Genomic DNA, 22,052 nt, shown 5'->3' with positions numbered 1-22,052 from the left:
TTCACCAGCTAATGACGTTTTCTGCAGAGGCAACCAAGCCTACCATACCATCGAACGTCACAGCTTGTTCCCTGCTGATATGCGACGAAAGTCCCCGTGCGTCGAGATCCGGCGCCAGCGCAAAGCATCGCTCTCGGTTGATAGCCAATCGCTGGGTGACAGCCAGCACGCCGTTCTCGGTCAGAAGCAATCCATCCTCAGGCCCGATGGCGGCGAGACACAAGCTGAAGCGGCTGTGATCCGGCGGCTTATTGAGGATGTGCAGGGTTTTGAATGCGATCATCGGTTCAACTCCTAACCTGCAAACGCTACGTGATCATAACGGCCAGTCAGCTCCGGGCCGAAATCTGTGATGGTTGCATGTTCGAGCAGATCCGTTTCGGCCAGGCCATACCGACCACAGGCGTTACTGTCTGCCAGCAGCGCTTCCACGCCGAAGATTGGCGCCGCAGCCAGATTTCGCTCAATCGACTTCTGCTGAACCTTCATGGCGTCCTGGCCTTTGCGCAGCCAGTTCACCCCGGCACCGCAGAAAAGCAGTGACACAGGTTGGTCGAACGCCGCCAGGGAGAACGCCATGTCCAGCGCTTCCCGGCCGTCCCAGGAACCGTAAGGAGGGTGGTCTATAATGATCAGGGTGCTCATCGTCAGCCTCCCTTGTGGAAGTACAAAACCCGGGACTCAGAGGCAGCGCTGTCTACCCACTCGCCGAGGCCCCCTATCTCAAAAGGTGCACGCAGATTGGAAGCGCTCAGCTCGTAGCGTTGCATTTCTGATTCGTCGACAAGGCCTCGCCGGAGAGCCGAGGCAATGCAGGCGACCCCGGGAATTGCGTTCTCGGTAAGAAAGCGGGACCAGGCTTCAGACAGATTCAGTTCATCTGACGGTGGCGTGCTCAGGCTGGATGCCAGGTGAACGCCATCACCGTAGAGGAAGACCCGGTCGATACGCTTGCCGGCTGCGAGCACGGCATGTGCAAACTGCAGGGCTGTTTGCGGTGCCTGCGACGAGTAGGGTGCCCCGGTAATCACCAACGTAAAAACCCCGGCAGGTGCCGGGGTTTTTGTCTGCTCTGGCAGGCTGCTGCTCATTCGTTGGAGAATGCGCCAATGAGGTGAAGCAGGCTCAGGAACAGGTTGTAGATGTTCAGGAAGAGGCCTGTTGTCGCCATGATGTAGTTGGTCTCACCGCCGTTCACGATCCGGCTTGTGTCATACAGGATGAAACCAGACATCAGAAACACGATTGCCGCACTGATAGCGAGGCTGAAGGCGCCGATGTCAACGCCGAACATACCGGCAACCAGAGAACCCACCAGGGCCACAAGCACCACAACCAGACCGGCAACCAGCATGCCTCGCATGAAGCTGAAGTCTTTCTTGGTGGTCAGAACATAGCCTGACAGGGCAAAGAACACAACGGCGGTTCCGCCCAGGGCCTGCATGACTATCTGGCCGCCGTTGGACATGGCCAGATAGTAGTTCAGGGTGGGACCGATCGACAGACCGAGCAGGCCCGTGAACGCGAAGACCACGCCAATACCGGCGGAACTGTTGGCGGTTCTTGGCAGAACCAGCCACACGAGGGCAAGTGCGCCCAACATGCAGATGAGGCTTACGCCTTGTCCCAGGCCAATCGACATGGAAACGCCAGCCATCACGGCACTGAACAGCAGTGTCATGGCCAGCAGGCTATAGGTGTTGCGCAGAACTTTCGTCGCCTCAGGACTGATGGCGGCTGTGCCAGAGCCACGGTTTACCGTAATGCCCTGACTCTTCTGAACGTTATACTGTCTGTTTTCCATTCTGAGTCTTCTCCGGTTTTTAACAGCCGTTGATAAAACAGCTAGTGTGGCGCAGCAGCCCATCATGGCTCCGCATCCGAATTCTTACTCCATCATAATGCCGAATTCCCAACTTTCAATCGTTTCTGACTTAATCGGTGGGTAAAGATTCCCGTAAATATCATTAACTCCAGTTTATATTTCTCTGAATGGCTCAACCCAGCGAGGAATTTTGCAGGGCGTTGACAGGGCAGGAGATTCCGGTATCATGCTCCCCGCTGTCGCAATGACGGCTGTGGAGAAAACGGTGGGCTGGCAGAGTGGCTGAATGCAGCGGTCTTGAAAACCGCCGAAGGTTAGTAGCCTTCCCGGGGTTCGAATCCCTGGCCCACCGCCACTTTCTCTTGTCAATCTGTTGTTCCCCTCGATTCCCATTTTCTCCAGTTCCGCCTCGAACGAGCAACCTCCGTTGGATCCAGCGCGATTCGTCCCCATAATAGACTTGTCGCTTTGCAGGGGATTTGTTATGCCGAAATCAAAGACTGAACAGCAGGCTATGCAGGAGGTTCGACACGACCGCAAGTTTGCGGTGTCCGCCAATCGGGGTGGGGCAAGGCACAGACTTCGATATGTGGAAGCCGGAGGAGCTGCGGTGGATACTGATGAGTGTACGTTCTGTCAATCGGTACCTGACCTGTCTTCCGGAAGCGGTGCAGAGGGCAGCGATCCCGGAAGTTAAAAGATTTCAGATCACAGATCCCGGCCCGGGTACTGGGCCTGCTTCTGTTCTTCCGCAAGCCTGAGCCGTGTAGCCAGTTCCTCCGGCTGGTTGGTAGGTACCTTCCAGCCTTGCAGGTTGTCTTCAATCAGTTGGGTCAACGCAGTGATGTGACCCGGAGTCGCGTTGAGCGCCGGAATATAACTGAAACCTTCACCGCCTGCCTCCACGAAGTATTCCCGGTTTTCTTCATCGATTTCCTCAACGGTTTCAAGGCAGTCTGAAGAGAAGCCGGGGCAGAACACATCTATGGACTTCACACCTTTTCGGGGCAGGGACTTCAGGGTCTCGTCGGTGTACGGCTGGAGCCATTCCTCCCGGCCGAAGCGGGATTGGAAGGTGGTCATGTAATCCTCTTTCGACAGACCAAGGCGTTCGGCCAGCAGCCGCGATGTCTTGTGACATTCGCAATGGTACGGGTCGCCCTTCTTCAGATACTTCAAGGGAACACCGTGGTAGGAAAGAATCAGCTTGTCATTACGACCATGTTCGTTCCAGTGCGCCTGGATGTGTTTGGCCATGGCCTCGACGTAGGGGGGATAGTCCGGGTAGTGGGAAACAAACCGGAGGTCGGGTATCCAGCGTCGCCGGGTGAAGTCATGGGCGATGGCATCAAACGTGGACGCGGATGTTGATGCCGAGTACTGGGGGTATAACGGCAACACCAGTAACTGGCGGACACCCTGAGCCTGCATTTCATCCAGGACCTTGGAGATGCCCGGATTGCCGTAGCGCATGGCGAAACCGACCACTATATTGTTGCCATACCTTGCCTGTAACTCCCTGCGAATGCCCTCTGCCTGCCTGGCCGTATGGGTCAGAAGGGGCGACCCGTCCGGTTGCCAGACACTGGCGTAGGCCTTGGCGGAGCGGCTGGGCCGTATCCGCAGAATAATGCCGTGGAGGATCAGCCACCAGATCGGGCGCGGTACTTCAACCACGCGCGGGTCCCACAGGAACTCTCCCAGATAACGGCGCAAAGCAGATGAGGTCGGGGCATCCGGGGTCCCCAGGTTAGTAACCAGTACACCGGTCTTTTCCGGGTGGTCGTGGCGAAAGTTGGCGGTACCCTTGTACTGCATGGTGCTGGATCCTGGTAGCGTTTGTGTCCGGGCGAAAGGGGGGCTCAGGAGTTCTTCGTTGCCTGCTCAGCCATTCTTGGGCCCAGGCTGCCGATATCATAGCCAGCGTTGCGGGCTTTGCTGATGATGTCCTGCGCCGGTTTGGAGCGGGCGGAGCTCAACGCCCATAGAACGGTGCAACGTGTTCCCGAGCGACAGAAAGCCAATACGGGTTTTTCCGCCTCACGGATCATTGCATCGAAGCGGTCTACGTCGTTATCCAGGATGTTGCCGGATTCAACCGGAAGATAAACCCATTCCATACCCTTTTCACGAGCAGCGGCTTCGATGTCAGCCATGGCTGGTTGCCCAGGTTCCTCGCCGTCCGGTCGGTTTGCCACGAGAGTTTTGAAGCCCAGTTTTGCCGCCTCGGCTATGTCGTCCACCGACAGCTGCGGGGCCACGGAGATCGTCTCATCAATGCGCCTGATGTCCATTGGGAATCCTCTGATCAGTCATGAAAAGCCTGTGCATAATGCCATAGTGAGTCCCTCTGTGTCAGAGGGACGGGGAGCATTGGCATGATGGGTTATTTCATTTCGTGGCCCGGTGTTTCTCGATGACCTCGAACAGGCCCATACCAGCAACCATCGCCGCCACAAATACCAGGGCTCCGGATTTTCCGGCGCCCAGTGCAACCAGTCCTGGCCCCGGACAGAAGCCTGCCAGCCCCCAGCCGGCTCCGAACACCAAGCTGCCAACGACAAGCCGCTTGTCGAGGCGACCCGAAGCAGGCAAACGCATATCGAAGCCCAGGAACGAAATCGTGCGTTTTTTTGCGACGGTGAAGGCGAACAGGCCCACGAGAATGGCACCCCCCATAACCAAAGCCAGTGAAGGATCCCATTGCCCGGCAATATCGAGGAAACCAAGTACTTTTTCGGGGTTGGCCATGCCACTGACAAGCAGGCCAAAACCGAACAGGAGGCCAGCACCAAAGGAAGCAAGATTGAATTTCATGGATCAGGCTCCTGTCATCAGGTGGCGGATGATAAAAACCGTCACAAAGCCGGCAACCATGAAGGTCAGCGTTGCAACCAGAGATCTTGGGGATAGCCTGGACAGGCCACAAACGCCGTGGCCGCTGGTACAGCCGGAGCCGTAGCGTGTGCCGATACCCACCAACAGTCCTGCCACCATAAGGACCGGATAGCTTGCTTTGATCTCGATGGCTGGCAGTTCCGCTGTCATCATCCACAGCAGGGGAGCGGCAAGCATGCCCGCCAGGAACGCAATGCGCCAGAGCACATCACGTTTCTGCGGCACTAGCAAACCACCAAGAATTCCGCTGATACCGGCAATTCGACCGTTCAGCAATATGAACCCGGCAGCCGATAAACCAATAATGATTCCGCCGGCCAACGCCGACCACGGGGTAAAGTTCTCCCATGCAATTTCAATCATGCAGCGCATCCTCGTGAAACAATCAATCTATAGATATGCATTTATGTAATAACTATATATCTAAATTGAGGCATAAAAAAAGCCCGGCGCTAATGGCCGGGCAGAGGCGTGCGAGTAGTATCCATGAAAGACTTCCAGACAAACCGGCATCAGCAGGGATACCGGTACAGTGAAGTATTGACCATATTTTGAACACTTCAAGCCAGCGAACGATTCGTTTGATCACATTTTTTCATATTGAATGTGTGCTTATACTAAAGCCGCTCATTGAGCGGGTTTCAGAGCAAGCGATCAGAGGCCGTTACGGAAGATTTCGGGTTGCTGACTGAAATCCGGGGCCTGCTGTAATACAATCACTGGGTAAGAGAGTCCATGTCCTCCGAGGTTTTACATGTCTGATGAAAACGGGAACAAGCCGGATAACGACGAACAGCTGGCGGGTAAGATCAAGGGGTCCGCAAGGCAGATCTGGCTTGCCGGGCTGGGCGCCTACACCAAGGCAGAAGGAGACGCCGGCAAGTTCTTCGAGCGCCTGGTTCAGGAAGGTGAGCAACTGGAAAGCAAGACCCGCGGTGTTGTGGAGAAGCACGTTCGGTCGGTGGAAGACCGCGTAGGGGATGTGCGAGACAAGGCCACTGGTACCTGGGACAGGCTTGAGCACCTGTTTGACGAGCGGGTTTCCGGGGCATTGCGCCGTCTCGGCATTCACCGGCGTGAGGAAATTGAGGCCATGGAGCGTCGTATTCAGGCGCTCGAAGCGGAGCTCATCAGGTTACGGGAAGAATCAGAAGACCGTTCCGAGGAGGAATGACCGGTCACGACAACCTCTGGGGCTCAGAGATAGTCCTGGCTCATCAGATAGATCTGCTCTTTTTCCTCGGGCGCCAGATAGGGTAGCAGCAGGTACATCATCTGGTAGACACCACGGCCCGGGTCCATGGACTCCCGGTCTTCCAAATGTGACAGGCTGTCGAAACTGCTCCAGTAACAGGCGGTCAGGGTCAGTTGCTCGCACAGGGCGTTCAGCTCTCCATCGGTGATTTCCATAATACCCTGGCGTCGAAAACTCTCACAGATTGTGCTGAAACCACCGGTTTTCTTTTTGAGTATACGGCGGAAGCGGGTCTGCAACTGATCATAGCGTGACAGTACATTCACCAGGTCCTGGTACAGAAAACGATAGCGCGCGACGGTTTCAAACAGCAGATGCAGAAAAAAACTCTGCTGGTCCAGAGTGATATCAGCGTCTTCAGGCACGGCCAGGAGATCGAGCATTTCGTGCTCGTAACGGGTGAACAGCTCCCCGACAATGTCCCCCTTGCTCTTGAAATGGTAATAGAGGTTACCGGGGGAAATGTCCAGCTCGTCAGATATCAGCAGGGTAGTGACATTGGGCTCTCCGATGCTGTTGAACAGCATCAGGCTGGCTTCCAGAATGCGGTCGCGGGTTTTGATTTTTTTCATGACGCGGCCTGGAGGTGGATCAGATGTCGAAGCTGGCCCACACCGGACAATGGTCCGACGGCCGCTCCATGGCACGAATGTCGTAGTTCACTCCGGCTTCCTTTGCCTTTGGAAGAAGGTTGTCACTGGCCATGATCAGGTCGATCCTCAGACCCCGGCGCGGGTCCCTCTCAAACCCTTTGCTGCGATAATCAAACCAGCTGAAGGTGTCCGCCTCCTCCGGGTGCAGATGGCGGAACACATCGGTAAATCCGCGACTCTCTACCTGTCCCAGCCATTCCCTTTCCTCCGGAAGGAAGCTGCATTTGCCGGTGCGGAGCCAGCGTTTGGCATTGTCGGCGCCGATGCCAATATCCAGGTCGGTGGGGGAAATATTCATGTCCCCCATCACCACTATCTCGTTGCCAGACGACTTGAGTTCGTCCAGATACCGCATCAGGTCGGCATAGAACTTCTCTTTGGCGGGGAACTTCACAGGGTGGTCACGGCTTTCTCCCTGGGGAAAATAACCGTTAATCACCGTCAATTTGTGTCCGTTCACAGTGAAGTGGCCTGTCACCAGTCGGCGTTGGGAATCCTCTCCGTCCCACGGGTAACCTTTCTGAACGCTGTCCGGTTCCTGACGCGAAAGCAGGGCGACACCGTAATGGGTTTTCTGGCCGTGGAAGTGAACGTGGTAACCCAGCTCCCGGATAGCTTCCACCGGAAACTCTTCGTCTCTCACCTTGGTTTCCTGTAACCCGATGACATCGGGGTTGAGCTCTTTGATGACAGCCTCAAGCTGATGTAGCCGGGTACGGATACTGTTGACATTGAAGGAGACGAACATCATCGGCGGAAACTCTCTGTCGTAGGTATGTCGGAAAGCAGAAAGTCTATCATAACAGGCCGGGGTGTCCGCGTTGGCTGTGAGGACGGATTCAGCGGGTCAGTTCACAATCCGGAACGGTTTCGACGCTATAACGGATATGGGCGGTGTAGTTAGTGTCTCTATCCTTGCGGATATTGGTCAGCCCAACGTAGTCGGTCAGCAGCCCCTGTTCATTGTAGCCCAGCAGAATGGGGTCCACCAGGAAGCTCAGTATGGTGCCAGAGGGCTTTATCCGGATCGTATATGCGGCCTTGATACGATCATCCTGAGCGGGCTCAAGAACAAACCCGTAGGCCTTACCGCGAGTGGGGGCAAGGAAATCAAATTTCACCCGCTCTCCGGAAGTCACGGCTGGCCAGTGCTCCCGCACAAGGTGGTCAAAACCGGCGTCTGCCACCAGGGCCTCAGTAACCTCTACCGTGTAGTTTTCGGTGTCGCCGCTTGGGGTCTGCCACTCAATCCGCAGCTTGCTGTCATCCAGATTGGTGATGTTCATGGCTTCATTGAAATCCGGCTGGCGGAACTCCACGGTTGGACGTAATACCGAATCGTCGTAGGTCAGTTTCTTTTCGGCAAATTCACTGTTCCCGTTGCGAACGTAGCTGACGGTCTGCGTGCCGGGCCGGAAAAGCCCCGCGGCACACTCGCCTTCAACAAGGTGGTGTTCTGCGTAGATAACCCTGTCATCGTCTGGCGCGGTGGCTTCACCGGTAAATCGAACTTCCGCTGCCGTGGTCGAAAGTGCAACAACGGAGCAGGCAATAACGACGGCTGTTCGTCTCATCGGGTCAACTCCGGGTAAAGGGATCTGCGTAGATAGAGCAGGGCCGGAAACACCACCAGCCAGCCGAGTGCCAGTGCAGCCAGCGACAACGTCAGGTCAGGAAGTTCAACCGCGCCCAGTTTACTCGCCGACCAGTAGGCGAATGGGCCAGCAATGGGCGCACACACGAAAGGCAGCCAGGCCCTGCTGCTGATCCACGACAGGGAATGGGAGAGCGTGGTCATGAATATTGCCCAGATGCCGACCAACCACACCGGTGTGAGTTCAACGCTGCCAGTTCCATCGTCAAGAATACCGGTCCGGAACCAGATGCCGTCCAGCACGCCGCCAAGCACGGCACCGGCGCCAATGAACTGGAGTTCGGCAAACCGGTGCCTGCTGATGAACACCAGGTGAAAGGCCACCAGCAGTAACACCAAACCTGCGGCAGGAAGGCCCGGGAAAAGAACGCAGATGAACCATCCTGTCTGGAACAGGACGAAATTGACGGTGTTGCGAACCATCTCTGACTGAATCATACGCTGAGGATATTCGCGCGTTTGTTGCCGGGTTTGGCAAACACCAACTGGGACACGCCGATGGCCCGCTCGCTGAATCCGGCCTCACAGTAGGCAAAGTAGAAATGCCAGAGCCTGCGGAAGGCCTCATCGTAACCCTGGCTTTCAAGCTTCTCGCGGTTTGCCATGAACCGCTCGCACCAGTCGTGCAGCGTCCGGGCATAGTGGAAGCCAATATCTTCCGCGTGGGTCATCACCAGGTCCGATCCGATGCGCACAGAACCCAGGATGGCTCCGAATGAGGGGATGAAACTGCCCGGGAAGATGAACCGCTGGATAAAATCCACGTTCTTCAGCGCCCGCCGATAGCGTTGCTCCGGCATATTGATGGCCTGGATCAGTGCCAGCCCGTCCGGCTTCAGCAACCGGCTGATCTGGGAAAAATAGCTGTCCAGGAATTGCGGGCCAACGGCTTCAATCATCTCGATGGAGACCAGTTTGTCGAACTGACCTTCCAGATCCCTGTAGTCTTCAAACAACAGGGTGATCCTGTCTTCCAGGCCTTCCGCTTTGACTTTCGTTTTTGCCAGTTCAAGCTGCTCACGGGAAATTGTGGTGGTGGTTACATGGCAGCCGAAGTGCTTAGCGGCATGCACCGCAAAGCCGCCCCAACCGGTACCGATTTCCATGACATGGTCACCAGGCTGCAGGTCGAGCTTACGGCAGATGGTGTCCAGTTTGTGCACCGCCGCCTCTTCAAGCGTCGACTCAGGGCGCGAATAAATAGCGGACGAGTACATCATGGTGGGGTCGAGGAAAGTTTCGAATAGCTCGTTCCCCAGATCATAATGGGCACTGATGTTCTTGCGGGAACCCTCTTTGGTGTTTCGGTTCAGCCAGTGCAATCCTTTCAGTGCCGGTTTGGTAATCCAGCTGAACCGGTCCTCAAATTCGTTCATCCGGTCCACGTTACGAGTAAAGAAGCGCAGAAGGGCCACCAGGTCCGGCGTTGACCAGTCGCCCGCCACATAAGACTCCGCTGCACCAATACTGCCGCCAGTCAGCAGGTCCTTCCAGGTGCTGCTGTCATGGATGATCAGCTCTGCCGGGTCATAGCGACTATCGCCGTCACCGAAGCTCATGGTTGGCTGGCCCGCCTCACGGATCGTCAGGGAGCCGTCTTTCAGCAGCGACAATTGCTGGCACACCAGGTGCCGGGACGCCCGGTTGGTCAGCGGCACATGTGTGCCTGCGCCTGCTGATTCGAGTGAGGTGTTCAGGTTCTCCATGAGCTTACCTTTCCGGTTGTCTTTGTTCGGTCTGTGGCCTCGGTAATGTCCAGGCCTGAATCATCGCTCCCGAGTCTGTGAGCAGGGTCTCGCTCGGGAAGTTTGTCCGGGTGGGTGAAAAAGGGCACACCCTTGAGCTTCAGTTTCAGCGCGTGCCAGTAAATACCGCCCACCACTTTCAGCGCTTCGACGGGAAACCGCCTGAGGCTTCGATGAAGTTCTTTACGATCCAGGGGGGTGCGACGGACCACCAGGGTAGCGTCAAAATGTTTGCGGTCATCCTGAAATACGTTCATGTGAATGCGAACCTCAGACCCCCGAAAGCTGAAGGTCCACTGATAGTGCTGGTCCATCGGGTTGAAAGGAGAGACATGAAAGCGTTTACCGAATCCGAAGCGTTCCGTGCGCCAACCGGCACTGGTTGGCTCCACGCCGGTACTCTCAAGGCAATACACGTGGCGGTCTTTCCAGGGCGTGTTGGTAATCTGGGCCAGAATAACCCGGGGTACCGCGCCGTTGCCGGGCCTGTCACCGGCGTTGTAGCAGAAGTAGAAGCTGACCGGATTAAACACATACCCGAAGTAACGAGGGTGGGTTATCAGCTCCACCGGACCGTCCGGTTTCCAGCCGGTAGCGCTCTGGACCTGGTTGGTCACAGCCTGCAGCAGGTTGTCCTTCTCGGGCTGGAAGTAATCACTGCGCCGAAGTGAAAGCCAGTTAAATTTCTCCAGCGAAAACAGAGGGCTTATGTGGGTCACCGTCTGCCATTCACGCAGGTCGAGAGCCAACATGCCGGTGCTGTAGCTGAATTCATGGCGTACAGGTGTCATGCGCCGGTGGCGAATGCTACCTTCCAGCCACTGGCTGTTGAGGCAATTGCCCGTCAGCACGTCTTGCACGGCAGCGTTCATCGTTACAGCTCCACGCCCAGGGCACTGGTGACACGCAGCGCACTGAGTACGCCATCTTCGTGAAAACCGTTGAACCAGTAAGCACCGCAGAAATGGCTGCGGTTGTGGCCGCCGATTTCGCCGTAACGTTTCTGGGCGGCAACCGCTTCCAGTGAAAAGACCGGGTGGGCGTAGTCGAACCGTTTGATGATACGGTCCTCGTCAATGTCCGCGCTACGGTTGAGAGTCACGCAGAAAGTTTCCGGAGCATCGTGGAAGTTCTGCAGAATATTCATGTTGTAGGTGACGGAAACCGGCTCTGTGCTGTGCTGTGGAATGAAGTAGTTCCAGGCAGCCCATGCGCGCCTGTTAGAGGGCAGCACAGAACTGTCTGTGTGCAGAACCACATCATTGCGCTGGTAGGTGATTGCCCCGAGTATTTCCAGCTCAGTGGCTGTCGGATCCTTGATCATTTCCAGCGCCTGGTCGCTATGGCAGGCAAACACGACCTGATCGAATGCCTGCTGCTCGCCGTTGACGGTTACCAGCACCCTGTCCTGCTGTCGGACCACTGAGGTTACCGGGCTGTTGAGGTGGGTATGGTTCTCCAGACGGCCCATCATGGCGTCCACGTAGCGGGCCGAACCGCCGGAAATGACCCGCCAGGTGGGCCTGTCATCTACCGACAGCATGCCGTGATTGTTGAAGAACTGCAGGAAAAACCGGATGGGGAACTGCTCCAGCACGATCTCGGGCGCGGACCAGATAGCGGCACCCATGGGTACGATGTAGTACTTGCGGAAATACCTGGAATAACCGTTACGGTTGAGGTATTCCCCGAGACTCTCCTCATCGCCGATAGTACCTGCCGCCAGGTCTGCACGGCTCTCCTTGTTGAATCTCAGAATCTCCCGGATCATTCGCAGGAACGGCAGATTCAGCAAATTGCTGCGTTGTGCAAACAGCGTGTTCAGGCTGGTGCCATTGTATTGCAAGCCGGAGGAATGGCAGTCAACGCTGAAGCTCATGTCGCTGACTTCCGACTGGACCCCCAGCCGATCCATCAGCTTGATGAAATTGGGGTAGGTCCAGTCGTTGAAGACGATAAAGCCTGTGTTTACCGGCCATTGGCGCCCACCGGCCTTCACCGATTCGGTGTTGGTGTGCCCGCCGGCATAACTGCCGGCTTCAAACAGCTCAACGTCGTATTTTTCCGACAATAGCCAGGCGGTCGTCAGCCCCGATACACCTGCGCCAATGACTGCAATACGTTGACGGTTTTCACTCATTCACTGGATTCCTGTTCTTTTCTGCTTTGTCGGCTCATGCTGGCGGCCATACGGTCAATGATGACCTGGGGCAGGGCGCCGAGTAGCCTGAGCGTCCATGTGAAACGTTTTGGAAAAGCGATCTCCCTTTTACCATTACGAAGCCCGGAGACGATTCGCTGGGCGGCATCGTCTGCCGAAACCAGAAATGGCATTGGGAAATCATTGCGATCAGTCAGGGGCGTTTTGACGAAGCCCGGGGATACCACAACCACATCGATACCTTCTGCAGCCAGGTCCGCCCTGAGCGCGTGCGCAAAATAGGTCAGCGCCGCTTTGGAGGCACCGTAACCCTCGGCGCGACCGAACGGGAACCACCAGGCCGATGAGCTGACAATAACCAGAGTTGCCGGCCGCCCCTGCCGCGCCGTGCGGCGAAGCGCAGGCAGGGCAATGTCCAGGCAACGGGCCGTGCCAACCACGTTGGTGGTTACGTTATGGTCGATGATGCTGCTGTCGTATTCCGCAATTTCCAGGTACTCGCAGGTGCCAGCATTGAGGATTGCCATATCCAGGTTGCCAAAGGCTTCCAGCTCGGCACTGATGGCCTGAAGCGCCTCCCTGTCTGTGGTGTCCGCCGGGGCGGCCTTCATCCGGTCCGGGGCGTGGGTGCACAACTGGTCGAGCGCGTCCCGCCTGCGCCCGGTGATAACCAGGCGATGCCCTTGCTGCACCAGCTCCCGGGTCACAGCCTCGCCAATGCCGGAACTGGCGCCGGTAATCCAGATATTGGATGCTGAATCAAGTCGACGGTTCATCCTGCCTGATTCCTCAGCCAGCGAATAACGCCACCCATCACCGGGAGGTTCTCGTACAGCAGCTGGCCTACATCGAAGTAGTCCCGGTGGGAGATCACGCAGCCTTCGCGAATCACCAGCTGGCTGATACCGTCCACACTAACAGCCTTGCCTTTGCGAATGCGCTTGTGCTGGAGGTGCATTACCCAGGGAATGCATACGTCTTCACCGCTGATCACCGGGTCGCCGAAGTCGAAGCCGCAGGAAATGACATTCGCGTAGGCCCCTGTAAAGTACTCAGTGAGCTCATCAATCCCACGAACGGTGGCGAAGGGGTCGGTAAACCGAACGTTGTCACCGTAAACGCTGCCCAGTTCGGCCATGTTGCCTGCGCAGAGGTTGTTGAACAGCTGCCGGAAGCGCGCCAGTGTTTCGTGTACTGACGAGTTTCTGTTGCCCATATCTATGATTGAGGCGGTACTCATGATCTTCTCCTCCTCATTGCGTCCAGTTGGCGGGTTTCTTCCTGAATGTGCTCTGGAATCGGGTTCATGTCCCAGATGACTCCCAGGCGCTCGAGTATCCACAGTCCGTACCAGGTCATATCTACCTCATACCACCTGAATCCCTGACGCACGGATTGTGGCCAGCGATGGTGATTGTTATGCCAGCCTTCGCCCATGGTAATCAGGGCCAGCCAGACGTTGTTTCTGCTGTCGTCGTCGGTCGCGAATCGACGCTTGCCCCAGACATGGGAGAGCGAGTTTATGGAAACGGTGGCATGGAAAAGCACGACCGTGGAAATGACAAATCCCCATACCAGCAATTGGAGCCCGTTCGTGCCCAGTTCCGGTGCCCATACAGCCAGGCCTTCGCCGAGGGCATAGATGGCAATCGCGGCGGCAGCTGGCACCAGTGAGTCGAAACGGTTGAGGAACCGGAGTTCCGGGAATTTCATCCAGTCTTTTACCCGGCGTTCATTCATCGCAAAACCGGCATCACAGGTGAACCAGCCGATATGGGACCACCAGAAACCGCCCTGATGGGGAGAATGCAGGTCCATTTCGTCATCTGAGTGCTGGTGATGGTGCCTGTGGTGAGCAGCCCACCATAACGGACCCCGTTGAGCAGCACTGGCCCCGAGCATCCCGAAGAGAAACTGTGCCACACGGCTGGTTTTAAAGGTTTTATGAGCAAAATACCGGTGGTAGAAGCCCGTAATGGCAAACATACGCACGGCGAAGAACGCCGCCGCGAACACCACCGCAAAGGTACTTGTGCCGGTGAAGATGACCAGCAGGCACGCCAGGTGAAGTGCTATAAAGGGCACCACCCGTAGAAAATTGAACGTTCGCGAGCTAGTGTCGAGGTGATCTGAACCCGCAGTCGAGTCGAACCATCTCAGAATGTTTGTCAGCCAGTTTTGCACTCGGGTCATACCCTGATTGCCCTTTAGTTCGTGGTTTACTCTGTTACGTTTCTTCAACCGATCCTGGATGCACGATAAACGATGTTTAACCAAACCGATCAGATGCCTGTTATACGCCGGGTAGCGATAGTTGGTTCAGGGCTCGCCGGCCTTTCAGCCAGTCTTTTGCTCAGGGACGAAAACCTTGCCGTTACTGTGTTCGAAAAAAGCCGCGGGCCGGGTGGTCGCATGGCCGCAAAACGCGTGCCTGGTGGTTCCGCCGACATCGGCGCCCAGTATTTCACCGCCAGAAACCCGGCATTTTTCCGCTTCCTCGCCCGTCATGCGGGCGAGGCCTGTTTTGGCCCATGGGAGGGGCGGTTTGGCTATCAGAGTCCCGGTGGAGAGTGGGAGTCCTTTCCGGATGAAAAACGCTATGTCGGCATTCCCCGAATGACCGCCATTACCCGGGGTTTGTCCTCAACGTTGGATTTACGCGTCGAAACACGCATTGAACGCCTGGTTGGCGAGGGGCGGGAGTGGACCTTGCAGGACACTGACGGCAACTCATACGGGCCCTTTGATGCGGTTCTGGTCACAGCACCACCGGCACAGACGCAGGAACTTTTCCGTAACAGCGAGCTGCGGACGCTTGCTCAGGCGCTGGATGAGTCTGTCAGCCACATCCAGCCGTGCTGGGCGACTGCATTGCACTTTTCGCAGCCACTGAAGCAACCTTATGAAGGGATGCGCTGCCAGGACGCCGTGCTTTACTGGATCGCCAACAATTCCAGCAAACCCGGCCGGGACGACCATGGCGAATGGTGGATCCTGCATGCCAACCCGGAGTGGTCCCACCGTCACCAGGACACCGCGCCTGACAAGGTGGCCGAAGCAATGGTCGCAGCATTTCAGCGTGTTATCGGGAGCGATACCCGACCTGACGAGCTGGTTTCCCATCGCTGGCTCTACGCCAAATCGTCATCCGGCGACAATCCCGGTTTCCGCTGGTTTGCCGACCACCGCATAGGTCTGGCTGGCGACTGGCTGAGCGGTGGACGCGTAGAAGGAGCGTTCGAGAGTGCCAAGGGGCTGGCGGAAAAAATACTGGCCCGTTGAGAGAACTCTTTTTTCGGGCCCAGAGCCATTACAGCGACTCAGGTCTGGCCAAGAACATCCGGGCGCACATAGAAGTGGCTGATGGTTCCATCACTGAACTTGCTGAAGAACGCACTGACGTCGGTAATCTTTTTCAGGGAACGGGAACGGTTGATCGGGTCCCTGGTCAGCACTTTGATGCCGTTGAAATTGTCCTGAATATTGGAGAACCGCGCCCGCATGGAGCAGGTCACTACCTGTTCCGGGTTCAGGTTCAGTTCACGTGCCAGCCAGCCGCTGTGTTCGGTGATGCCCGTGGATGACAGGTCCTCGCGGGTGTCCAGGTGATTCAGCTTTATACGATCCACAATACACCGGGAATAGCTTGACGGTTTCTTGCGCGCCACCTTTCGAAACGCCTCCCAGAAAAAACTGTCGGTGAGTTCCGCGAAATACCGCATGTTACTGAGGCAGGTGTCCACCCAGTCGAAGATCTCAGGGTCTTCCAGTACCTCGTTAATGGCTTCTCTCAGCAGCCAGTCGAACCCGAGTGCCGTCTTGTGGGCATAGACCTTGCGGTACATCTGGTGGCGGCTGTAGACAAAGTCTTCCAGGGCACCCAGACCTTTCTGGGTAATAGCCAGGCCAAGCCACGGCTCGCGCACATCCCAGCCGAAGCGCAGGTTACTCAGCAGATGGTCCAGGTTGAACCCGCCAATGGTCACGGAGGAGTGGAATCCGTCCCGAAGCATATAGTCGGCCCGGTCCGCATCAATCTCGCCGGACACGATGGATGACAAAAGGTCCATGACAAGCCCGGGCGTATCGGCCTCGCTAAGCACTCCGGATTCGGCGTCCTCTCCGGCAATGAAGTTCCAGAAGGTGCGGGCGTGGCGACAGAAAGCCTCACTGGGCGCTACATCCGTGGTTTCCATGATTCCAATGACGTCTCTGGCGTCCAGTCCGGCGGAATCCAGGTCGATGGAACTGAGCACCTCATGGGCGACACGGACGGAATAATGTTCGTGCTCAAGCTCCACCGGCCGCTCCGAGTGGTACAGCGAGTAATCAACGCCTTCCCAGAGGTCATCGAAACGGTCAGCGCGAGACATAAGGTCGTGAATCCGGCGGGCCTGGGTGAACTGATGGGAAAAACTGGAGTGGCCACTGTCGTGCAACAGGCAACCCAGGCGTATGGTTTTCGCCAGGTAGTCGATGGCATCCAGCTGGCTCAGACTCAGGTCGGTCTGGTCGCTCAATTGCCGCTCCCGCAGATAGGCGTCGATCATCGACCGGAACATGCGGGTGCCCACATGCATGACACCAATGCTGTGCAGGAAACGGGAGTGTGTTGCACCCGGGAACACCAGGCTCAGGATGTCGTTCTGGCAGATATTGCGCAGACGCTGGAACAGGGGATGGTCGATAACCTTTATCTCATGCCGGTATAGCGGAATGCCGCCATGAACCGGGTCCATGATCAGCTTGTCATAGGCCCCGAGCAGATCATTTACGGCACTTCTCATAGATTACAACCTCCCAAAAACAGCAAACATGTCTTGTTATATCACAGGGGCATGCCAGAATAGATATCAGAAAACCAATTTCCCGTTTACCGATGGTAGTTTAGGGCAAGAACCATGACAGCGCGCACCGAGCGCATTCTTATAATTGATTCGGATGAGCACGCCCGTTCGGAGCTGGGCCGGTACCTTGAAGCCCGGGGTTTCTACGTGACCGGCTATCCGGACCTGAATTCGGCACGCGCCCTGTTCAATGACAATATTCCGGACATCATTTTCGCCGACATGCCACCCGAGGCCATTGGTGAACTTGCGTCCAGGCTGGAGGACGCCGAAACCTTCACACCGATTGTAGCCTGTTACTCCACCGAAGATGCTCCGGAGGTGGTGAACGCTCTGCGGGCCGGTGCAGCTGACATTGTACTCAAACCCTGTTCGGACGACCGGGGTGCGCTGGATGACGTCATCGGTAAGCTCTTTGACCGGGTGCGGGTTAACCGTCTCAATCAGCTTTATCGGCAGGAACTGGAAGAAGCCAACCGCGACCTGCGTGACGGGATTGCCGAGTTGCGGGCCGACCAGCGGGCAGGGCGCAAGGTTCAGCTGCGCATGCTACCAGACAACGAGCAGGTGCTGGCCGGGCTTTCAATCAACCACCTGATCAAACCTTCGTTGTTTCTCAGTGGTGACTTTCTCGATTACTTTCGTATTTCTGAAGATAAAGTGCTGGTCTACATTGCGGATGTATCCGGCCATGGGGCCAGTTCGGCGTTCGTAACCGTATTGCTGAAGAACCTGACGAACCGCCTTCAGCGCAACCTGCGACGGGGTTCCAGCGACGACATCCTTTACCCCGAGCGCTTCCTTGAGCGAATCAATTCGGAGTTGCTCGATACGGGCCTTGGCAAGCACGTCACGGTGTTTGTGGGGATTATCTCTACCAGTGACAGGCGCCTGCGCTACTCCGTGGGTGCGCACTTCCCCATGCCCATCCTGTCGTTCGAAGGTGGCCCAACGGCCTTTCTCGAAGGTAGCGGGTTGCCGGTAGGGCTGTTTGAGGCGCCTGAGTGGGAAGTGTACGAAGTACCACTGGAGCAACCATTTCGCCTTATATTGTTCTCAGACGGTATACTGGAGGTCATCAAGGCCAAAAGCCTTGATGAAAAGGAAAAGACATTACTTGAACTCGTCTCGGGAGGTAGTCACACTATTGCTTCGCTGAGCGACGCTCTGAATCTCGACGAGATCACAGAGTTACCTGACGATATTGCTATCGTATCAGTTACGGATATCGCTCCGGCGCCGGACGCCGATAGCCCAACGTCGAAATAGTGGCAATGGATTCAATGGCTGGTTACAAGATCCTGCAAGCTGTAAAACAGGGCATTTATGTCCTCAAGTTTATTGGCGAAATCCGGCTGAACCTGTGTTCGACGCTGGACAATCTCGTTGAGTCCATTACCCAGGACCCCGAGTTCAAAACGGTGGTTATTGATCTCACGGAAACCGAGATTATCGACAGCACCACCCTTGGGCTGCTCGCCAAGATAGCCATGGCCGCCCAGAAGCGCAGCAATTTCCTGCCAACGATGATTTCCACTAACCCGGATATAACCCGAATCATTACTTCCATGGGGTTCGACAAGATTTTCATTATTGTTCGTGAACCCGCCTCCCGCATCGAGGAGCTGGAAGAAATACCCGTGTTGCGTGCCAGCGAGCAGGACGTCCGGGACAAGGTTCTGGAAGCTCACCGGGTGTTGATGGGACTGAATAGCCGTAACCGGGAGGAATTCAGGAACCTGGTGCGCGCCCTGGAATGCGAAGAGTCCGGTTAAAACCGGAGACCGTCATCGTATTATCCATTCCTGCCGGCCGTACCGGGCCAACGATAAGCAAGCAACAACGGAACAACTATGCCTGATAATAAAGCCCCACGGCCAATGGAGACTGCTCCGACAGGCCACGATGTGGCAGTTCTCGGCGGCGGTAGTTTCGGCACCGCCATGGCCAAGGTTCTTGGAGAAAACGGCCATACCGTACATTTCTGGATGCGTGATTCAGCCCAGGCCGATGAGATCCGCGATACCGGCATTAACAGCCGCTACATGCCGGACGTGAGGCTGACTGGTGACATCCAGCCAACAACCAGTCTTTCGGATGCAATAGGCAAGGCCGAAATCGTATTGGTCGCCATTCCCAGCAAAGCATTCCGGGCCGTTATCCGCGACAACAGCGCCGAATTCCGTGAAGGCCAGATTGTTGTCAGCCTCACCAAAGGCATAGAGGAACACGGTTTCAAACTGATGAGCGAGATTCTGCAGGAAGAAATACCCCGCTGCCGGATCGGTGTTCTCAGCGGCCCAAACCTGGCTGGGGAAATTGTCAGTCAGGATCTGACAGCTACGGTTATCGCGGCCAAGGACCCGGATGTCCGCCGGACCGTTCAGGAGCTTCTGGGCTGCGAATACCTTCGGGTTTACGCGAACGTCGACGTTTATGGCGTCGAGCTGGCAGGCGCACTTAAAAACATCTATGCCATTGTGGCCGGGCTGGCCTCGGCGCGGGATCTTGGCGAAAACGCCAAGGCGATGCTGATCACCCGCGGTCTGGCGGAGATGAGCCGCTTCGCTGTCAGCCTGGGGGCCAACCCGATGACCTTTATGGGGCTGGCGGGCGTCGGAGACCTGATCGTCACCTGTACCTCCCCGAAAAGTCGCAATTACCGTGTGGGGTACGCTGTCGGCAAAGGGCAGGCGCTGGACGATGCCGTTGCCGAACTGGGGCAGGTGGCCGAGGGTATTTACACCCTCAAACTGGTCAAGGAAAAATCCGAGTCCATTGGCATCTACATGCCCCTGGTAAGGGCGCTGTATGAAATACTTTATGATGGTGCATCCATCAGCGCAGTGATTAACAGTCTGATGATGTCAGTGCAGAATTCCGACGTAGAATTCATTCTGCCTCGAACTCTTAGCCAATAGTGAGTCGGAGGTAAACAGTGCATCTGATTATCATGCGTCACGGTGAAGCCGGCTGGCACACCCTCGACAGGGAGCGGGAGCTGACCGAATTCGGCCGGCAGGGTGTAGCGGAGGTTGCCGCGCAGATTGCGGAGTCGCCCTGGCGACCGGAATACATCTGGTGCAGCCCACTGGTGCGTGCCCGCCAGACCGCAGCGATCGCTTCAGAGATTCTCAATTGTGCAGTTACCGAAAAAGACTACATCACCCCGGACGATGACCCGGGGCGCTGCCTCGATGAGCTGATCGAAACGGCGCCGTCACAGCTGTTGATAGTCTCTCATATGCCTTTTGTCGGCAGTCTTTCGACGTTGCTGGTTGATGGTCACCGCAAAGGTATTCCCTTCATGACCGCCCAGGCCGTCGTACTCGAAATGCCCGTTGCCGGGCCGGGTTGCGCAGACCTCAGGGCGCAGTTTCTGCCGTAACCGGACTTACTCAGGAATCTTGTTTATGACCCAGAAGCCAGAAACCATTGCCGAGCAGGTTGAGCAGGCCCAGGCCTCTGATAAAGGCTTGCCGCCTCTGGATAAGTGGAATCCGGAACTGTCGGGAACTATCGATATCGTCATCGCCCGAGACGGCCAGTGGCTCTATGAGGGCAAGCCCATCGGCCGCGAGGCAATTGTACGGTTATTTTCCACCATCCTGCGGCGTGAGGAGGATGGACACTACTACTTGGTCACGCCAGTAGAGAAGTGGCGGATTAGTGTTGAGGATGCGCCGCTTCTTGCTCATTCCCTCAATGCGACCGGCGAAGGCATGGAGCAGGTGCTCTCCGTGACAACCAATACCGGCGAAACCCTGGAAATAGGTGAGGCACACCCGCTACACGTTGGAACCTACGCAGGTACCGATGAGCCCCGGCCAGTGGTAGATGTGCGCTATGGCATTGAAGCGCGGCTTGTCACCGCCGCTTATTACGATCTGGCAGATCTTGTGACCGAGGAGGCCGGTGCAGGCGAAACTGCTATAGGTGTCTGGAGTAACGGAAATTTCTATAAAATTGCCGCCAACGGTTGAATTCAGGGGCGCCGGCCCAAATAACTGACGGTAGAAAACGCAGTACGACACTTGTTAAACTGTATTTTCGAACTTGTTACCGAGCCTGGCTCTCTAACGAGGCCCGGTGGTCGTAAGTCCCTCTGTGCAGTCTGGCTGTTCAAGATCACTTTCGATTACCCAAATTTAAATCAAACAGTCATTGCGACACGCAAGGAGATCACATGGCCCAACCTCGTGTTGTCACCATCCACTACACGCTCACCAACGACCAGGGAGAAGAACTGGATTCCTCCCGTGTAGAAGGTCGCGAGCCTCTGTCTTATCTGGAAGGTGCTCAGAACATCATCGGCGGACTGGAAAATGCGCTGAACGAAAAGAGCGCCGGCGATCAGGTGAAAGTATCTGTTGAGCCCGGTGAAGGTTACGGCGAAGTCAACGAAGAGCTGGTTCAGCCGGTTCCCCGTTCCGCGTTTGAAGGTGTGGACACCATCGAGCCGGGCATGCAATTCCAGGCACAGACTCCGGGTGGCCCCCAGGTAGTTCGTGTTGTGGAAGTAGGCGACGAAACTGTCACTATCGACGCAAACCACCCGCTGGCAGGCCAGACCCTGCATTTTGATGTGGAAGTGGTTGAAGCGCGCGAAGCAACCGATGAAGAGCAAGAGCACGGTCACGCTCACTGACCGCTTTTCCGGTTGTATGAAAAGCGGCCCCTTGTGGGCCGTTTTTTTGTTCAGGCATAAAAAAACGGCCCACAAGGGCCGTTTTTCCAATACGCCGAATTACATATTCGGGTAATTCGGGCCACCGCCGCCTTCCGGCGTCACCCAGGTAATATTCTGAGCGGGGTCCTTGATGTCGCAGGTTTTGCAGTGCACGCAGTTCTGCGCGTTGATCTGGAACTTCTTGCCACTGCCATCGTCAGCCTCAACCACTTCATACACGCCAGCCGGGCAGTAGCGCTGCGCAGGCTCGTTGTACTTCGGCAGGTTCTCCTTGATGGGAATCTCCGGGTCAGACAGCTTCAGGTGAACCGGCTGGTCTTCCTC

Annotated in this window: 28 protein-coding genes and 1 tRNA gene; 9 read left to right on the top strand and 20 right to left on the bottom strand. The window is 56.3% G+C overall.

What is annotated here, in order from left to right; all coding sequences use genetic code 11:
- Position 1: 1 nt before the first annotated feature.
- Genes tusB through ABJM11_RS20780 form a run of 4 tightly spaced genes read right to left on the bottom strand, consistent with a single transcriptional unit; the run spans position 2 to position 1,804 of the window.
- The gene (gene tusB, locus ABJM11_RS20795) at positions 2-283 is read right to left on the bottom strand and encodes a sulfurtransferase complex subunit TusB (protein WP_348295268.1); all 282 of its coding nucleotides are present in this window, start codon (positions 281-283) and stop codon (positions 2-4) included.
- An 11-nt stretch (positions 284-294) separates the two neighbouring features.
- Complete coding sequence (locus ABJM11_RS20790; protein ID WP_348295267.1) at positions 295-645, bottom strand: DsrE family protein; 351 nt, start codon at positions 643-645, stop codon at positions 295-297.
- A gap of 2 nt (positions 646-647) precedes the next feature.
- A complete protein-coding gene (gene tusD, locus ABJM11_RS20785) occupies positions 648-1,091 on the bottom strand; it encodes a sulfurtransferase complex subunit TusD (protein ID WP_348295266.1) in 444 nt (147 codons plus the stop codon).
- The gene (locus tag ABJM11_RS20780; RefSeq protein WP_348295265.1) at positions 1,088-1,804 is read right to left on the bottom strand and encodes a Bax inhibitor-1/YccA family protein; all 717 of its coding nucleotides are present in this window, start codon (positions 1,802-1,804) and stop codon (positions 1,088-1,090) included. Before ABJM11_RS20780 ends, tusD begins: the two co-directional genes overlap by 4 nt.
- 285 nt (positions 1,805-2,089) lie before the next feature.
- Between ABJM11_RS20780 and ABJM11_RS20775 the strand changes: the two genes are divergently transcribed.
- Positions 2,090-2,180, top strand: a tRNA-Ser gene (locus ABJM11_RS20775).
- A 353-nt stretch (positions 2,181-2,533) separates the two neighbouring features.
- Here ABJM11_RS20775 and hemH read toward each other — a convergent pair.
- From hemH to ABJM11_RS20755, 4 genes are all read right to left on the bottom strand, one after another.
- Positions 2,534-3,643 carry a ferrochelatase gene (hemH, locus tag ABJM11_RS20770; RefSeq protein WP_348295264.1) on the bottom strand — a complete coding sequence of 370 codons (1,110 nt, stop codon included), beginning with the start codon at positions 3,641-3,643 and terminating at the stop codon, positions 2,534-2,536.
- Between the two features lie 44 nt (positions 3,644-3,687).
- Positions 3,688-4,119: a TIGR01244 family sulfur transferase gene (locus ABJM11_RS20765; protein ID WP_348295263.1), complete on the bottom strand. Its 432-nt coding sequence runs from the start codon at positions 4,117-4,119 to the stop codon at positions 3,688-3,690.
- A gap of 97 nt (positions 4,120-4,216) precedes the next feature.
- Positions 4,217-4,642, bottom strand: coding sequence for a DUF6691 family protein (locus tag ABJM11_RS20760; protein WP_348295262.1), 426 nt, complete (start codon positions 4,640-4,642; stop codon positions 4,217-4,219).
- Positions 4,643-4,645: 3 nt separating this feature from the next.
- The gene (locus ABJM11_RS20755; protein ID WP_348295261.1) at positions 4,646-5,086 is read right to left on the bottom strand and encodes a YeeE/YedE family protein; all 441 of its coding nucleotides are present in this window, start codon (positions 5,084-5,086) and stop codon (positions 4,646-4,648) included.
- A gap of 391 nt (positions 5,087-5,477) precedes the next feature.
- On the opposite strand from ABJM11_RS20755, the gene ABJM11_RS20750 reads away from it, so the two are divergent.
- Complete coding sequence (locus ABJM11_RS20750; RefSeq protein ID WP_348295260.1) at positions 5,478-5,897, top strand: phasin family protein; 420 nt, start codon at positions 5,478-5,480, stop codon at positions 5,895-5,897.
- A gap of 23 nt (positions 5,898-5,920) precedes the next feature.
- Here ABJM11_RS20750 and ABJM11_RS20745 read toward each other — a convergent pair whose 3' ends face one another.
- The 10 genes from ABJM11_RS20745 to ABJM11_RS20700 all read right to left on the bottom strand — a co-directional run bounded on the left by ABJM11_RS20745 (position 5,921) and on the right by ABJM11_RS20700 (position 14,384).
- Complete coding sequence (locus tag ABJM11_RS20745) at positions 5,921-6,550, bottom strand: TetR/AcrR family transcriptional regulator (RefSeq protein WP_348295259.1); 630 nt, start codon at positions 6,548-6,550, stop codon at positions 5,921-5,923.
- A gap of 19 nt (positions 6,551-6,569) precedes the next feature.
- Positions 6,570-7,382 carry an exodeoxyribonuclease III gene (gene xthA, locus ABJM11_RS20740; protein ID WP_348295258.1) on the bottom strand — a complete coding sequence of 271 codons (813 nt, stop codon included), beginning with the start codon at positions 7,380-7,382 and terminating at the stop codon, positions 6,570-6,572.
- An 88-nt stretch (positions 7,383-7,470) separates the two neighbouring features.
- Positions 7,471-8,205: a hypothetical protein gene (locus ABJM11_RS20735; RefSeq protein ID WP_348295257.1), complete on the bottom strand. Its 735-nt coding sequence runs from the start codon at positions 8,203-8,205 to the stop codon at positions 7,471-7,473.
- Complete coding sequence (locus ABJM11_RS20730) at positions 8,202-8,723, bottom strand: DUF2878 domain-containing protein (RefSeq protein ID WP_348295256.1); 522 nt, start codon at positions 8,721-8,723, stop codon at positions 8,202-8,204. The genes ABJM11_RS20735 and ABJM11_RS20730 overlap by 4 nt, the downstream gene beginning before the upstream one ends.
- Positions 8,720-9,991, bottom strand: a complete 1,272-nt coding sequence (locus tag ABJM11_RS20725; protein WP_348295255.1) for a cyclopropane-fatty-acyl-phospholipid synthase family protein — start codon at positions 9,989-9,991, stop codon at positions 8,720-8,722. Before ABJM11_RS20725 ends, ABJM11_RS20730 begins: the two co-directional genes overlap by 4 nt.
- Positions 9,979-10,902 carry a DUF1365 domain-containing protein gene (locus ABJM11_RS20720; RefSeq protein ID WP_348295254.1) on the bottom strand — a complete coding sequence of 308 codons (924 nt, stop codon included), beginning with the start codon at positions 10,900-10,902 and terminating at the stop codon, positions 9,979-9,981. Before ABJM11_RS20720 ends, ABJM11_RS20725 begins: the two co-directional genes overlap by 13 nt.
- Positions 10,903-10,904: 2 nt before the next feature.
- Positions 10,905-12,170, bottom strand: a complete 1,266-nt coding sequence (locus ABJM11_RS20715; protein WP_348295253.1) for an FAD-dependent oxidoreductase — start codon at positions 12,168-12,170, stop codon at positions 10,905-10,907.
- Entirely contained in the window at positions 12,167-12,967 is an 801-nt protein-coding gene (locus tag ABJM11_RS20710) for an SDR family NAD(P)-dependent oxidoreductase (protein WP_348295252.1), read from the bottom strand. The genes ABJM11_RS20715 and ABJM11_RS20710 overlap by 4 nt, the downstream gene beginning before the upstream one ends.
- Complete coding sequence (locus ABJM11_RS20705; protein ID WP_348295251.1) at positions 12,964-13,431, bottom strand: nuclear transport factor 2 family protein; 468 nt, start codon at positions 13,429-13,431, stop codon at positions 12,964-12,966. The genes ABJM11_RS20710 and ABJM11_RS20705 overlap by 4 nt, the downstream gene beginning before the upstream one ends.
- The gene (locus ABJM11_RS20700; RefSeq protein WP_348295250.1) at positions 13,428-14,384 is read right to left on the bottom strand and encodes an acyl-CoA desaturase; all 957 of its coding nucleotides are present in this window, start codon (positions 14,382-14,384) and stop codon (positions 13,428-13,430) included. The genes ABJM11_RS20705 and ABJM11_RS20700 overlap by 4 nt, the downstream gene beginning before the upstream one ends.
- A gap of 72 nt (positions 14,385-14,456) precedes the next feature.
- On the opposite strand from ABJM11_RS20700, the gene ABJM11_RS20695 reads away from it, so the two are divergent.
- Positions 14,457-15,473 (top strand): FAD-dependent oxidoreductase, encoded by a 1,017-nt coding sequence (locus ABJM11_RS20695; RefSeq protein WP_348295249.1) that lies wholly within the window; start codon positions 14,457-14,459, stop codon positions 15,471-15,473.
- 38 nt (positions 15,474-15,511) lie between these two features.
- On the opposite strand, the gene ABJM11_RS20690 is transcribed toward ABJM11_RS20695, so the two are convergent.
- A complete protein-coding gene (locus ABJM11_RS20690; protein WP_348295248.1) occupies positions 15,512-16,978 on the bottom strand; it encodes a phosphohydrolase in 1,467 nt (488 codons plus the stop codon).
- A gap of 114 nt (positions 16,979-17,092) precedes the next feature.
- Here ABJM11_RS20690 and ABJM11_RS20685 point away from each other — a divergent pair, with 114 nt between their 5' ends.
- The 6 genes from ABJM11_RS20685 (at position 17,093) to ABJM11_RS20660 (ending at position 21,686) form a co-directional block, all read left to right on the top strand.
- On the top strand, positions 17,093-18,307 hold the full coding sequence (locus tag ABJM11_RS20685; protein ID WP_348295247.1) for a SpoIIE family protein phosphatase: 1,215 nt from the start codon (positions 17,093-17,095) through the stop codon (positions 18,305-18,307).
- A 14-nt stretch (positions 18,308-18,321) separates the two neighbouring features.
- Positions 18,322-18,813, top strand: a complete 492-nt coding sequence (locus tag ABJM11_RS20680; RefSeq protein WP_348295246.1) for an STAS domain-containing protein — start codon at positions 18,322-18,324, stop codon at positions 18,811-18,813.
- Positions 18,814-18,891: 78 nt separating this feature from the next.
- Positions 18,892-19,959: an NAD(P)H-dependent glycerol-3-phosphate dehydrogenase gene (locus ABJM11_RS20675; RefSeq protein ID WP_348295245.1), complete on the top strand. Its 1,068-nt coding sequence runs from the start codon at positions 18,892-18,894 to the stop codon at positions 19,957-19,959.
- A 17-nt stretch (positions 19,960-19,976) separates the two neighbouring features.
- The gene (locus ABJM11_RS20670) at positions 19,977-20,426 is read left to right on the top strand and encodes a histidine phosphatase family protein (RefSeq protein WP_348295244.1); all 450 of its coding nucleotides are present in this window, start codon (positions 19,977-19,979) and stop codon (positions 20,424-20,426) included.
- Positions 20,427-20,451: 25 nt separating this feature from the next.
- Positions 20,452-21,021 (top strand): DUF1285 domain-containing protein, encoded by a 570-nt coding sequence (locus ABJM11_RS20665; protein WP_348295243.1) that lies wholly within the window; start codon positions 20,452-20,454, stop codon positions 21,019-21,021.
- A gap of 203 nt (positions 21,022-21,224) precedes the next feature.
- Positions 21,225-21,686: a peptidylprolyl isomerase gene (locus ABJM11_RS20660; RefSeq protein WP_348295242.1), complete on the top strand. Its 462-nt coding sequence runs from the start codon at positions 21,225-21,227 to the stop codon at positions 21,684-21,686.
- Between the two features lie 99 nt (positions 21,687-21,785).
- On the opposite strand, the gene ABJM11_RS20655 is transcribed toward ABJM11_RS20660, so the two are convergent.
- On the bottom strand, positions 21,786-22,052 hold a 267-nt coding region (locus tag ABJM11_RS20655; protein ID WP_348295241.1), incomplete at its 5' end, for a 4Fe-4S dicluster domain-containing protein.

It is taken from the genome of Marinobacter sp. (assembly GCF_039977835.1).
In the GTDB taxonomy this organism is placed as follows: domain Bacteria; phylum Pseudomonadota; class Gammaproteobacteria; order Pseudomonadales; family Oleiphilaceae; genus Marinobacter.
This window is presented reverse-complemented; position numbering and strand designations above follow the sequence as displayed.

Bases quoted from the DNA above. Each gene is read 5' to 3' on its own strand.
- tusB (WP_348295268.1), bottom strand. From the start codon at position 283: ATGATCGCATTCAAAACCCTGCACATCCTCAATAAGCCGCCGGATCAC.
- ABJM11_RS20790 (WP_348295267.1), bottom strand. From the start codon at position 645: ATGAGCACCCTGATCATTATAGACCACCCTCCTTACGGTTCCTGGGAC.
- tusD (WP_348295266.1), bottom strand. From the start codon at position 1,091: ATGAGCAGCAGCCTGCCAGAGCAGACAAAAACCCCGGCACCTGCCGGG.
- ABJM11_RS20780 (WP_348295265.1), bottom strand. From the start codon at position 1,804: ATGGAAAACAGACAGTATAACGTTCAGAAGAGTCAGGGCATTACGGTA.
- hemH (WP_348295264.1), bottom strand. From the start codon at position 3,643: ATGCAGTACAAGGGTACCGCCAACTTTCGCCACGACCACCCGGAAAAG.
- ABJM11_RS20765 (WP_348295263.1), bottom strand. From the start codon at position 4,119: ATGGACATCAGGCGCATTGATGAGACGATCTCCGTGGCCCCGCAGCTG.
- ABJM11_RS20760 (WP_348295262.1), bottom strand. From the start codon at position 4,642: ATGAAATTCAATCTTGCTTCCTTTGGTGCTGGCCTCCTGTTCGGTTTT.
- ABJM11_RS20755 (WP_348295261.1), bottom strand. From the start codon at position 5,086: ATGATTGAAATTGCATGGGAGAACTTTACCCCGTGGTCGGCGTTGGCC.
- ABJM11_RS20750 (WP_348295260.1), top strand. From the start codon at position 5,478: ATGTCTGATGAAAACGGGAACAAGCCGGATAACGACGAACAGCTGGCG.
- ABJM11_RS20745 (WP_348295259.1), bottom strand. From the start codon at position 6,550: ATGAAAAAAATCAAAACCCGCGACCGCATTCTGGAAGCCAGCCTGATG.
- xthA (WP_348295258.1), bottom strand. From the start codon at position 7,382: ATGATGTTCGTCTCCTTCAATGTCAACAGTATCCGTACCCGGCTACAT.
- ABJM11_RS20735 (WP_348295257.1), bottom strand. From the start codon at position 8,205: ATGAGACGAACAGCCGTCGTTATTGCCTGCTCCGTTGTTGCACTTTCG.
- ABJM11_RS20730 (WP_348295256.1), bottom strand. From the start codon at position 8,723: ATGATTCAGTCAGAGATGGTTCGCAACACCGTCAATTTCGTCCTGTTC.
- ABJM11_RS20725 (WP_348295255.1), bottom strand. From the start codon at position 9,991: ATGGAGAACCTGAACACCTCACTCGAATCAGCAGGCGCAGGCACACAT.
- ABJM11_RS20720 (WP_348295254.1), bottom strand. From the start codon at position 10,902: ATGAACGCTGCCGTGCAAGACGTGCTGACGGGCAATTGCCTCAACAGC.
- ABJM11_RS20715 (WP_348295253.1), bottom strand. From the start codon at position 12,170: ATGAGTGAAAACCGTCAACGTATTGCAGTCATTGGCGCAGGTGTATCG.
- ABJM11_RS20710 (WP_348295252.1), bottom strand. From the start codon at position 12,967: ATGAACCGTCGACTTGATTCAGCATCCAATATCTGGATTACCGGCGCC.
- ABJM11_RS20705 (WP_348295251.1), bottom strand. From the start codon at position 13,431: ATGAGTACCGCCTCAATCATAGATATGGGCAACAGAAACTCGTCAGTA.
- ABJM11_RS20700 (WP_348295250.1), bottom strand. From the start codon at position 14,384: ATGACCCGAGTGCAAAACTGGCTGACAAACATTCTGAGATGGTTCGAC.
- ABJM11_RS20695 (WP_348295249.1), top strand. From the start codon at position 14,457: ATGTTTAACCAAACCGATCAGATGCCTGTTATACGCCGGGTAGCGATA.
- ABJM11_RS20690 (WP_348295248.1), bottom strand. From the start codon at position 16,978: ATGAGAAGTGCCGTAAATGATCTGCTCGGGGCCTATGACAAGCTGATC.
- ABJM11_RS20685 (WP_348295247.1), top strand. From the start codon at position 17,093: ATGACAGCGCGCACCGAGCGCATTCTTATAATTGATTCGGATGAGCAC.
- ABJM11_RS20680 (WP_348295246.1), top strand. From the start codon at position 18,322: ATGGCTGGTTACAAGATCCTGCAAGCTGTAAAACAGGGCATTTATGTC.
- ABJM11_RS20675 (WP_348295245.1), top strand. From the start codon at position 18,892: ATGCCTGATAATAAAGCCCCACGGCCAATGGAGACTGCTCCGACAGGC.
- ABJM11_RS20665 (WP_348295243.1), top strand. From the start codon at position 20,452: ATGACCCAGAAGCCAGAAACCATTGCCGAGCAGGTTGAGCAGGCCCAG.
- ABJM11_RS20660 (WP_348295242.1), top strand. From the start codon at position 21,225: ATGGCCCAACCTCGTGTTGTCACCATCCACTACACGCTCACCAACGAC.